Raw genomic sequence first — 11,487 nt, forward strand, 5'->3', positions numbered from 1 at the left:
ATCGCAATGAAAGATTGGAATCCGCAGCTTTATCGTCAATTTGAGGCGGAAAGGACGCGCCCGGCGCTGGAATTAATCGCGCGCATCGGATTATCCGCACCGGCTTTGATTGCGGACCTCGGCTGCGGCCCCGGCAATTCCACCCAAGGATTATATGAACGTTTTCCCCAGGCGGTGATAACCGGTGTCGACAGCTCCGCCGCCATGTTAAGCCATGCCAGGGAGCGTCTGCCTCATTGCCACTTTCAGCAGGAGGATGTCTCGCGCTGGCAGCCGGCGGCATTGCATGATGTGATATATGCCAACGCTTCGCTGCAATGGGTCGGGGATCATGAAACGCTATTTCCGCGCCTGTTTTCCCTGGTGGCCCCGCACGGATACCTGGCGGTGCAAATGCCGGATAATCGGGAAGAACCCAGTCATCGGGCAATGCGGCAAGTGGCTCAGGACGCGTTATGGCGCGATCGGATCGGCGATGCGGCGCAAATAAGGGTGAAAATCCTAAGTGCGACGGACTATTACGATCTGTTGGCCCCCGCCGCCGCGGAGGTGGATATCTGGCGCACCACCTATTTTCACGTGATGCCTTCGGTGGACGCCATCATTGAATGGCTGCGGGCCACCGGACTGCGTCCCTTTATTGAGCCATTATCCCCCCAACAACAGCCGGTTTTTATCGAGCAATATCGGCAGGCTATTAGCCGTCAATATCCGGCCAGAGCGGACGGAACGGTGTTGCTGGCATTTCCGCGCTTATTTATCGTGGCTAAAAAGGCGCCTTGACCCGGCAAATTAAACACCGAATTGCGACAGTGATCAAAATATTTTTATAGCTCATACCAGATAAAATGCTGATAATTACTTTAGCCGATTTTCATGAAGGCAATACACATTGTCTTTAAACAATAATTGAATCGGCCGTAGATTTATTTGCAAAGGGAGGGTTATGAAATTAGCGGCACAAGCGTATCCGGAATTTGAGGGCGACGTTAAAAATATATCTGTTTCATTTTATGATAAAGTTCATGTTGCTGAATGCGATGCAATATACCAGTCATTACAGAAAATCAGAAATTCTAAAAGACTTTTCCCGCAGCGCCGTAGTTCATTACCGGGGTTGCACGATCGAACCGAAGACCGGCTTGCGCCCGGCGCGGGTTCATCTTCTTTCGCCCTGCGCCGTAGCAGCGCCTTCGCGTCTCTGCACCGGGGCCTGGGCCAGACGCTGTCGGTGAAATGTGTACTCACTTATCATTGCATCCATTCCGCGGACTCCCTTGATGCCGATAACTATATATACCTTGGCAGTGTTTATAACGGTCCATTTTTGCAGCAGGGACTGACTCTTGATCCCCAAGGCAGGTTATTATTGATTAAAGGCAAGCCCAGTGACTTATTGACATGCACGTGGTCTGTCGTGAAAGGCGCCGAAAAATACCAGGTCGCAGGTATTGACTTGGGTGAATATACTGATTTGGTATTTGAAAATATCCGGATTAATGACGATGGAGCGGTCATCGTCAAACAAAAACTTAGAGAAAACTATTATCAGGTTAATATTAGCACCGAAAATCTCATTAGCCGTTTCGACCTGGATGACGGCGATGATATGCCAGCCAGGGTAGTTATTACGCTTAAAAAAATCGTCCAGGCGCCTCGCAAGAGGGAGAATCTTGATTTTGAATTGGGACCTGGCCGATCCATTTCCCTGCATTTTTGCCAGGGCCGGTTGTGCCTGAAACAGTTACAGCGCAAAGCGCAAGGCACCGGCAACGCTTTAGTGCTTCACCCGCTGGCGCTGCCCCTATCGTCCCATATAAAACTATTGTCGGCTACGCCCTATTTCACCAGGGTTAAACTGGTCGCCAGCGATGCCGGCCGGCTACGCATCTTTTATTTGTCCGCACATCATGTGGATATCGCCCGCCGCCGGGTTACCCACCTAAGCCATAAACCGCCCCAGGGATTATATTCCGGTACCGGCGGCGATCCCCATGAAAGAGTCTCGTCAGGCCAGCCATTCGATAGCCGCCGCTGGGGAAATTTCAGTAGTCGCCATATTCCGCTCTTTTCTTCGGTGGTCGATAACTTTCGCATTCACCTGAAACGCGCAAAAAATCATCATCACCGGGGCAATAAGCGCAGCGCCGCGGTAGCGCTGGCGCAGGCGGTAGATCCGGGCTTCCAATGCCTGGTACAAACCGTAAAAGCGAGCCTGTCGAACCCTGTTTCCGTTACCGCGGGGCATAAACCCGAGCGCCTGGACCAAGGCATCGAGGACATCAGGCGCTTTATCCACCTCAACGCCAACAACAAAACAATGGCAGGAGCCAGCAGTTATCTTGACGGCAAGTCGCCGGCAATCGACGTGTTTCGTTCCGTTATCGCCATGCTTGGAAAAAACGACTCCATTACCTTGAGCGATATTTTTGATATGTCGTGTTTTTTTGGGGTCGCGGCGGCGGGTTTGCCCTTTATGCCGGGGTGGTTCGCCGGCGCGTTGGCCCGGTTTAACCGGCAGTTCAGCTTGTCTGTCGCTAAGCTGGACAATAACAATATAAAGTTCTGCTATCAAAAGATCACCGCTAAATCCGCCGTAGCGCTGGGGGGAACCGGTCAGGGGCTGGAAGACCGCTGCAAGATTTATAGCCGTGACAATATTGATTACGGCACAATTCTGCCCTTGGAGGTCAATGCTATTTTTGTTAGCAATGTATTTTCGCTGCGGAGTTTTAGTTTTGATCTTGCCCAGCAACACCTTGACGCATTATTCACCGCTTTTTCACCCACCGTTCGCGGCGCCGGCGATGCCAACCTTGAACATATTATTGAAAATGCCGCCCGGGTTCGCGAAAAAAAAAGCGGAGTGTCGCTACTTGCGGAAGCGAAAAGTGAAATCCGCGCACAGGTGGGGTTCATGGCCGATCCGGCCACTTTCCTGGTATTGCCCAGGGTAGGGCTGGGGGTGGCCGGAACGCTGAGTATATTTGATATTCAAAAAAATAAGCAAGAAACGAGGACCTTCGTTGATAATAAGGGCGTGAGCGAGGAATATTCTTCGCGCCAGCAGGCTTTTTTCGCGGCTTCGCTTTATGCGTATCAAGAAAGCAAGATCATGCCTATTGAAATGGCCTCGATTCCCGCTGACAGCAAGCAACTTTATTGTTTTCCATTACCTCTAGTCGAAGAGTGTCGGCAAAATCTGCCTACCACGCGGCATCCGCTGGCCCGGCACTACCGCATGGATGGCGCGGTCCTTAAATTGACCGGTCAGCCATGCTATATCAGCGGCGCTACTGAATTGCCGGCAATGAAAAATGAAACGCCGTTGCCTGCGGCCGATGGCCTGGACTATGGGATTGATGAAATAATCGGTCAATTATTGGAAAAATTGCCGCTGCCATTGATGGACCTTGTTCTTGCCACCCATGAACGGATTAAACATGCCGCGGCGAACGATATAGGCTACCAAATCCTCAAGCCGGCCGCCAATTTGAGCATGTTTGTCGTATCGCGCGGAGATGATAAGCGCGGCCTGCTGGCTGTTGCCCAGCAAGGCATGCCCAATATTCAACGCTGTCGTAAAGAAAACAAGGTATCGTTTCAAAGTAGCCTTAATAGACTGCTGATGCCATGGAAGAGGGACACGACCCTAGGGGAATATCTGGCGGAAAAGAACCTGGCCAGTAGGATGAACCCCCAGGCGCGACGGAGGACGCCGGCTAACGCTTTTGATTTTATCCAGGCGTTGGAGCGTTATGTCGTCAGGAACACGCGCCATAGCTTGGGTAAACAGGCCGCGATAACGGCATTGGCCACCTACAAATTACAACCTGGAGTATTAAAACGGGTCGCGGATGATTTTTGCTCGCTGTTGCGGGAAATCCAGGACGAACTGAGCCACGGCAGGAGAGTCGATCGGTATGTTGCCGCGGTGGCCGATATTGCCACGGTATTCAATATCCAGCGGCCACAGGGCAATCCCTTTTTGCAGTTGGACAGCATTTCGCTGATTAAGCATCACACTCTCACCCGGCGGGTAGGTACTATCCCCTGCACAGTGTTGAACGTTGCCCGCAAGCGGGAGCTAACTTATTCCACGCCGCTGGACGCCATCAGATTTGAATATCGCGGCATGGAATTGTTTCCATGCCGCATGGTGTCGTCATTGGCGATAATGCCGGATCTTTTTCAGTTCAACAGAGAATATGTTCCCTGAGTTACGCGATCCCGGAGGGATGGCATAATTGAAAAAGTAGCCCCTTTCTACCTTGACTGACTACGTTAACCGCGGGCAGAAAGGGGAACGCCTCGCGCGGAGCGAGCCTCAGCTCCGCAGCAGAGGATTTTTTGTCTTTGTATGGACCATTTAGTTTAAATGGTATACGATAAGACCATATTGATATATGGGGGACGTTATGGCGCTGGCGCAAAAGTTACGACCGGAAGAGGATAAAAAACACCAGGCCGCCATCGGCCTGAAAGCCGTTATGGCAATCCTTGATAAATGGGGCGCGACTCCCGATCAGGCCCAGGCCATCTTACAAATCTCGAAAGCGTCATTTTATAAATTCAAAAGGGAGCCGGGAGCCGCCCAGCTGTCGAACGATCAGCTCGAACGGTTAAGCTACCTGCTTAATATCCATGCCGCACTGCGTACGTTATTTGAAAACCCGGAAAACGTGTATGGCTTTATGGGACTTAACAATCACAATCCCTTTTTTAATGGCCATGCGCCGCTGGAGCTCATCAGTTCCGGGCATTTTGGCACCCTGTATGAGGTCTACAAACATATTGATGCGCTGCGTGGTGGCCAATGGTAGCGCTCAATCAATTAAACTTGCCGGAAATTAACATCAGCCAGCAGCGCGGCTACCGCCTGATCAATTCCAAATATCCCCCCATTGCTTTATTTGATGATGTTGCCGATGAACAGGATTTCGAGGCGCTGTATGCGCTGCAGGCGCTGACCAATCCGCGGCTGAAAAAGGTCGCCGGCGATCTGGACCGCCTGCCGGCGGGTGATATCCCCTTCGGTATCCCCGGCTGTTCTTACGCGGTGGCGCCCTTTACCCATGTCAATGTGCAGGGTAGCCGTTTTTCCGATGGCTCATTCGGCATATTATATATCGCCGACGAAATGGCTACGGCGCTGGCGGAAGTCACTTATCATCAGGAACGTTATTGGCAATTGATCGAAGGTTTAAAATACGATCGCCTGGTCATGCGCGGATTGCTGTTTATTTTTGATGCCGGACCGGCTTACGATGCGGGCGGCCTGCCGGCTTCAGATCCCATTTACCACCCCGATGACTACGCCGCGGCGCGGGCGCTGGGGCAACAGTTGAAAACCGGCGGTTCGGCGGCCCTGCGCTACCGGTCGGTGCGTCATCCCGGCGCTGTTTGCTGGGGGCTTTTTACACCCCGGGGTGTGCGCAGCGTCCAGCAAAGCGCGCATTATGAATTGATCTGGGATGGCAGCTGTATCGCCAAGATAGCTAAAATTGTTTCCACCCCTTACCGCCCGGGCGAGCGGCGGTAGCGGGCCCGCGGCCGCGATCGGCCAAGGCGTGTTGACCGGACTGGCGGCCACTTGCCATTGCGGCGCCCTAGCGCACGCCCCCCGGTACCATACGGCTGATATGCTGACGGGGATAGTGCCGTAAAATTCCATAGGCCGCCAGGGCCGCTAACAGCCGCTCAACGTCATGATGCCGGGGATCGAGCAGCAGTCCGACCACCGTTCCGCTGTGGGCGACGTTGATGCCATACAAATCCTCCCTTTCCACCAGCCGCAGTAAAGCGTCGAAAGCCGGCTTGGGCAAAAGCTGATTGCGCGCTTGCGCGCTAAGGGTAGCGGCTTCACCGAGCAGGCGGGGGGATTCAGTGCTGCAAGCCCGCTGGAACAGGCGCCAGGCGCGGTCCAATTGATCGGCCTGGCGGAGTAAACGATCGTTGCCGATGCGCCGGTGGAAAGCGGCGGTGGTCAAGGTATCGGGGCTTTCCAAAATGATAATGCCGAGCGCGGGTTGCCAGGCATGGGTGATATGGCAGGCGCCGGTATGGTGATCAAACAAGGTCAGGGCCTGGAAAACCGTACTGTCGGTCGGTTCCAGCCGCAGGCAAAGCTGCGCCAGGGTAACTTCGTCCAGCGATTGGCGCAGCAGGCGGGCGGTGGCGACGGCGGTGGCGGCAATATCCGCGGTGCTGCTGGCTAAACCTTTGGCGATGGGGATGGTGGAATGGCAATCGATGCGCAGCGGCGGCAAATCGCCGGGACGGTAGCCGAAATGGGCGACCACCTGGCTCAGCATGCGGCGGCTTAAAGGACGTTCATCCCGGGCGGGAGGCCCTTCGCCGACGCTCACATCGCTGTACCAATCAATGGGGCATGAAACCAGCTTCTCGCCGCCGGCGATCCAGCCCTGGATCAGCTCGCCGCAGGATGCCGGGCAGCGGGCTTCAGCCATGGGGGAAAACCTGGGCAAGGGCGGCCAGCAACCGCTGGTTATCCTCATGCCCTTTAATGGCCACGCGATAATAGTCGGCGTTTAGCCCCGGATAGTTGGCGCAGCTGCGAATAAGCAGACCCGTGCCGCCGCCGGCGGGTCCCAGCAGCGCGGCCTGCAGATCCAGCCCCGGTTGCCGGCAGCGGAAAAAAATATAATTGGCCGCCGGCTGCCAGACCCGCAGTTGCGCGAACGCGCGCAGACCCTGGGTCAGAAAGGCCTGCTCTTGCCCTAGCCAGCGCCGGGTGGCCTGGAGATAATCGTCATCATCCAGCATGACATCCGCCGCCAGGGCGGCAAAAGCATTGATGGTCCAGGGCGGGCGCCGCAGGCGCAATTGCGCCATGGCCTCGGCGTTGCTACTGACCACATAACCCAGGCGCAGGCCGGGGATGGCGTAGAATTTGGTCAGCGAACGCAGCACGAAAACGCGGGGGAAGCGCATTAGGCTGGAGATTAAACTCACGCCCGCGGGAATAAAATCCATGAAGGCTTCATCCACCACCAGCATAATATCCAGCTCGCGGCAGCGCCGGGCGACGGCCAGAAGCAGTTCCGGTTCAATCAGTTGCCCGGTGGGATTATTGGGCGTACAGAGAAACAGGCAATCCAGGCCGGGGCGCAGGGCCGACAGGAGACGGCGATCGGGGCGAAAATCATCCGCTTCAGACAAGGGATAATCCTCGATGCGGCAGTCCATCCATTGCAAGGCGCGGCGGTATTCCGCAAAACCCGGCGTCAACAGCAGGACGGTTTTTTGGCGCAGCAGGCTGGCAAGATCGAAAATCAATTCAGTGGCGCCGTTGCCCGCCAGAATCCAGGATGCCGGGCAGCGGTGATGGGCGGCCAGGCGCTCATGCACGCGGCGATATAGCGGGTCAGGGTAGCATTCGGCCAGATCCAGCCGGCTGGTTATCGCCCGTTTGAGGCTGGGCGGCATGCCGAGCGGGTTGATATTGGCGCTGAAATCCACGATTGCCGCTTCATCCAGCCCCAGTTTTAACGCTATCTCCAGTACGTTGCCGCCGTGCTGTCCAAGCTCCGTCATATTCGCTCCGTTGCCCGCATTTGCGTCCGATGTTAGCACGTCATAGCTTATGCGCCGGCGTTATTACAGTGATTGCAATAACGCCAGCGAGGTCACTTCGCCGATCGCGATCAGCGACGGGGCCGCCAGGCCGGCCAGCCGCGCCCGTTCCGGCAGATCCGCCAGGGTCGCCAAAACCATGCGCTGTTCGGGATGGCTGGCGTTCATGACCACGGCGGCGGGGGTATCGGCGCTGCGGCCGTGCGCGATCAACTGCTGGCAAATGTCCGCCAGGCGCGACATGCCCATCAGAATCACCAGCGTTCCGTCCAGCTGCGCCAGCACCTGCCAATTGTGCGGATCTTTGCCGTCGCGCAAATGACCGGTGATGACATGGAACGACGAGGCGAAATCACGATGGGTTACCGGAATGCCGGCCCTGGCCAGTCCGCCGATGGCGGAGGTGATCCCCGGTACCACTTCGCAGGGAATGCCGGCGCGGATCAGCGCCTCGGCCTCTTCGCCGCCGCGGCCGAAGACGAAAGGATCGCCGCCTTTAAGGCGGACCACGCTGCGTCCCAGCTGCGCTTGCTCGATCAGGATGGCGTTAATCCGATCCTGGGGGATCGGATGATGATCGGCGCGCTTGCCCACATCGATCAGCACGCAATGCGCCGGGGCTTCCGCCAGCAGCAGGGGATTGACCAGCCGATCGTAGACCACCGCATCCGCCTGGCGCAGGCATTCCATGCCCATGACCGTAATCAGCCTGGGATCTCCCGGGCCCGCGCCCACCAACCATACTTTACCGGACATGTTGCACCTCTTGCGTTTGCGCCAGACCGACGCGCATCACGTCGCGGGCGATCATTAATTCTTCATTGGTCGGAATCACGGCCACGATGACCGGCGAGCCGTCCTGCTGAATAAAGGTTGCGTGGCGCTGGTTTTTATTCTCATCCAGCCGGATGCCGAGGAAGCCGAGCTTCCGGCATACCCGCTGGCGAATCACGGCGGAATTCTCGCCAATCCCGGCGGTAAAAATCACCGCATCCACCCCGTCCATCTCCGTGGCGTAAGCGCCGATAACGCTGCGGATACGATCGGTAAACATGCCCAGCGCCAGGTCGGCGCGGTGGTTGCCGGATTCGGCGGCGCTTACGATATCACGACAATCATTGGAGATCCCAGAGATGCCCAGTAAGCCGGACTCGTTATTCATGATCTCAAGCAATTGTTGTGCAGATTTATTTTCGTGTTCGGCGATAAACGGCAATATCGAGGGGTCGATGTCGCCGCAGCGGGTGCCCATCATCAGCCCGGCCAGCGGCGTGAATCCCATTGACGTCGCCACCGATCGGCCGCCGTCGATGGCGCAAATGCTGGCGCCGTTGCCCAGGTGGCACGAGATAATCCGCAGGTCGGCGCGTCCCAGCAGGGCGGCGCAGGTTTCGCCCACGTATTTATGGCTGGTGCCGTGAAAACCGTAGCGACGGATGCCGTAATCCTGGTAATAGCGATAAGGTAGGGGATAGAGATAACCGGCTTCGCTAATGGACTGGTGGAACGAGGTATCGAACACGCCGACGGTTACCGCGTGCGGCAGGCGCAGTTGGAACGCCTTGATGCCCTTGGCGTTGACCGGATTATGGATGGGCGCAAGCGCGCTGAGCTTTTCGATTTCAAGCAGCGCGGCGGGGTCGATCGGGCTGGAATCTTTAAAATACTCGCCGCCGTGGGCCACCCGGTGGCCGACGCCGTCGATCAGGGTCAGCGAGGGAACGATACCGCTTTCCAACAGGGCGTCCAACAGATAATCCGCCGCCTGCTGGTGGTCGTTCAGCGCTACGGTGGTCTGGTGTTTAGTGTCGCCGACGCGCAGGGTAAACGCGGCGCTGCCGCTGCCCAAGCGTTCGAACAGTCCTTTTGCCACGGTTATTTCTTCCGGCATGGAAAACAGCTCGAATTTGAGCGATGAACTACCGGAATTAACGGCCATAATAAGGTGTGTCATCTGTTACTCCGAAAATATTATTCCAGATACGTCAGCAGAGGCGTAATACCTTCACGCTGCGTGGCCGAGACGATAAACAATGGGTCCGCGCCGGCCTGCTTTAATTGATTAATAATAAAATCTCTTTGTTTTTCACTGACCGGGATGTCGGCTTTGGTAATAATGCCGATCACCGGTTTATTAAACAGGGTGGCGAACATAGGCGAAAAATAGCTATTTTCGCTGTCCAGATTTTGCACCAGGCCGACGATATCCGCCTCATAGGAACTCGACAGCAGGGCGCTATAAAAATGACGGTTCTCGATATATTCGCCCGGACTGTCTATGGCGTCGGGCAGATAAATCATCGACTGCGTCTTATGGTATGCCAGCGGATCGCCGCGCAGACACTGCAACAGCGTGGTTTTCCCGCCCTGGCTGGGACCGAGCAGCATCAGCCGTTTCATGGTTCAGGTCCGCGTCAGCGCGCAGGGGGTGAATTTCATTACTTCACCCAGGGTATATAGAACCTGTTTCAGGGCCGATTCCACCGATGATACATCTCCGCAAATAATTACCGCGCCGGTAAACCGATCGATAAAACCGATTTTTACGGCACCGGATTTAGTGGCGATATCGCTGGCGATAATCGACGCTTCGCTGGGCGTAATGGTCAGAATGCCGATGGCATTATCGTCTTCGTTCAGTCCCAGCTTTTTATAAATATCTTTATTTGGATTAGCGATTAAATGCGCCAGCGTAACTTGCTTGCCCGGAACATATTCCTGGATCACGCGTTCCGTTTTGATGTCATTATTCATGGTGACCTGCTTTTAGGCTACTCAATGGCATTTAGGATGGCCCCGATATCTTTCGCCGTCGCCCGGCGCGGATTGGTGGCCAGCGTCGAATCATTCAATGCCGCCGCGATCATCGCCGGGGTGACCTGGCGGATCTTTTCGGCGCCGAGGCCCAGGCCGCCCAGGGCGGCGGGAATGCCAATCTGGCGCTTTAACCGGCCGATATGATTGAGCAGCTGTTGCAGGGCGGCCCGATCCTCGCTTTGATACGTCGCCAACCCGCAGATCCTGGCCAGGCGGGCATATCTTTTGGCCGCCCGCGCATCCTGGCTGTTGAAGCGAATCACTTCGGTGAGCAGCAGGGCATTGGCCAGGCCGTGGGCCACATGCAGCTGCCCGCCCAATTGATGGGCGATGGCGTGATTCACGCCCAGCCCGGCCTGGCTAAAGGCCATGCCGGCCAGGGTCGAGGCGTTGTGCATTTTTTCGCGGGTTTTCAGGCAATCGCCCTGGCTACAGGCTGCGGCCAGGTAGCGAAACACCAGCTGCGCCGCTTTCTCCGCCAGCGCATCGCTGAAATCGCTGGCATTGGTGGAAACATAGGCCTCCACGGCGTGGGTTAATACATCCATGCCGGTATTGGCCGTAACCGCCGGCGGCACCGATACCACCAATTGCGGGTCCAGCAGGGCGATATCGGGGTAAATGGCGTCGTCGAACAGCGGATATTTGATCCCTAGCGCCGGATCTCCGATCACGCTGGCGCTGGTGACTTCCGAACCGGTGCCGCTGGTCGTGGGGATGGCGATAAACCGGTCGATGGTGAGGCCAAGTTTGCGCCCGAAAAATACCATGGCCTTGGCGGCGTCGATGGCGGAACCGCCGCCAAACCCGATGACCACCTGCGGGCGTATCGCCTGGAGCTGCAAGATGCCCGCCACCACGGTGGCGATAGGCGGATCGGGCATGATATCGCTGAACAGGCTGACCCGATCGGCATCCAGGTGTTCCAGCAGGCGCGCGATGGCGCCGCCTTTTGCCAGGAAACTGTCGCAGACCACCCAGACATCTTTGCCCCGGTAGCGCTCCAGCCGTTGCAGGCAGTCGGTGCCGCTGTAAACGCGGGTAGGGATCACAAAACGGTTCATCGTCTTTCCC

At 56.3% G+C, this 11,487-nt stretch carries 12 protein-coding genes; 4 read left to right on the forward strand and 8 right to left on the reverse strand.

Annotated elements, in window-relative coordinates; all coding sequences use genetic code 11:
- The first annotated feature begins 6 nt into the window (after nucleotides 1–6).
- On the forward strand, nucleotides 7–783 hold the full coding sequence (gene tam, locus ACL2XP_RS12620) for a trans-aconitate 2-methyltransferase (protein WP_413738841.1): 777 nt from the start codon (nucleotides 7–9) through the stop codon (nucleotides 781–783).
- A 1,225-nt stretch (nucleotides 784–2,008) separates the two neighbouring features.
- Here the strand turns inward: tam and ACL2XP_RS12625 are convergent.
- A complete protein-coding gene (locus ACL2XP_RS12625; protein WP_413738842.1) occupies nucleotides 2,009–2,575 on the reverse strand; it encodes a hypothetical protein in 567 nt (188 codons plus the stop codon).
- Between ACL2XP_RS12625 and ACL2XP_RS12630 the strand changes: the two genes are divergently transcribed.
- The 3 genes from ACL2XP_RS12630 (at nucleotide 2,501) to ACL2XP_RS12640 (ending at nucleotide 5,542) form a co-directional block, all read left to right on the forward strand.
- Entirely contained in the window at nucleotides 2,501–4,219 is a 1,719-nt protein-coding gene (locus ACL2XP_RS12630) for a hypothetical protein (protein ID WP_413738843.1), read from the forward strand. The two genes, ACL2XP_RS12625 and ACL2XP_RS12630, sit on opposite strands and share 75 nt — an antisense overlap.
- A 199-nt stretch (nucleotides 4,220–4,418) precedes the next feature.
- A complete protein-coding gene (locus ACL2XP_RS12635; protein WP_413738844.1) occupies nucleotides 4,419–4,823 on the forward strand; it encodes an MbcA/ParS/Xre antitoxin family protein in 405 nt (134 codons plus the stop codon).
- Entirely contained in the window at nucleotides 4,817–5,542 is a 726-nt protein-coding gene (locus ACL2XP_RS12640) for an RES family NAD+ phosphorylase (RefSeq protein WP_413738845.1), read from the forward strand. Before ACL2XP_RS12635 ends, ACL2XP_RS12640 begins: the two co-directional genes overlap by 7 nt.
- A gap of 67 nt (nucleotides 5,543–5,609) precedes the next feature.
- Here ACL2XP_RS12640 and ACL2XP_RS12645 read toward each other — a convergent pair whose 3' ends face one another.
- From ACL2XP_RS12645 to ACL2XP_RS12675, 7 genes are all read right to left on the reverse strand, one after another.
- Nucleotides 5,610–6,470: a GHMP kinase gene (locus tag ACL2XP_RS12645; RefSeq protein ID WP_413738846.1), complete on the reverse strand. Its 861-nt coding sequence runs from the start codon at nucleotides 6,468–6,470 to the stop codon at nucleotides 5,610–5,612.
- Nucleotides 6,463–7,557 (reverse strand): threonine-phosphate decarboxylase CobD, encoded by a 1,095-nt coding sequence (gene cobD / locus ACL2XP_RS12650; RefSeq protein WP_413738847.1) that lies wholly within the window; start codon nucleotides 7,555–7,557, stop codon nucleotides 6,463–6,465. Before cobD ends, ACL2XP_RS12645 begins: the two co-directional genes overlap by 8 nt.
- Nucleotides 7,558–7,620: 63 nt before the next feature.
- A complete protein-coding gene (cobA, locus tag ACL2XP_RS12655; RefSeq protein ID WP_413738848.1) occupies nucleotides 7,621–8,352 on the reverse strand; it encodes a uroporphyrinogen-III C-methyltransferase in 732 nt (243 codons plus the stop codon).
- The gene (locus tag ACL2XP_RS12660; RefSeq protein ID WP_413738849.1) at nucleotides 8,342–9,550 is read right to left on the reverse strand and encodes an acetate/propionate family kinase; all 1,209 of its coding nucleotides are present in this window, start codon (nucleotides 9,548–9,550) and stop codon (nucleotides 8,342–8,344) included. The genes cobA and ACL2XP_RS12660 overlap by 11 nt, the downstream gene beginning before the upstream one ends.
- A 17-nt stretch (nucleotides 9,551–9,567) precedes the next feature.
- Nucleotides 9,568–9,996, reverse strand: coding sequence for a EutP/PduV family microcompartment system protein (locus ACL2XP_RS12665; protein WP_413738850.1), 429 nt, complete (start codon nucleotides 9,994–9,996; stop codon nucleotides 9,568–9,570).
- Between the two features lie 3 nt (nucleotides 9,997–9,999).
- Entirely contained in the window at nucleotides 10,000–10,350 is a 351-nt protein-coding gene (gene eutS, locus ACL2XP_RS12670; RefSeq protein ID WP_413738851.1) for an ethanolamine utilization microcompartment protein EutS, read from the reverse strand.
- A 17-nt stretch (nucleotides 10,351–10,367) separates the two neighbouring features.
- The gene (locus tag ACL2XP_RS12675; RefSeq protein ID WP_413738852.1) at nucleotides 10,368–11,477 is read right to left on the reverse strand and encodes a 1-propanol dehydrogenase PduQ; all 1,110 of its coding nucleotides are present in this window, start codon (nucleotides 11,475–11,477) and stop codon (nucleotides 10,368–10,370) included.
- Nucleotides 11,478–11,487: the final 10 nt, after the last annotated feature.

Origin of the sequence: Sodalis sp. RH21 (assembly GCF_047324175.1) — a bacterium.
Lineage (GTDB): Bacteria > Pseudomonadota > Gammaproteobacteria > Enterobacterales > Enterobacteriaceae > Acerihabitans.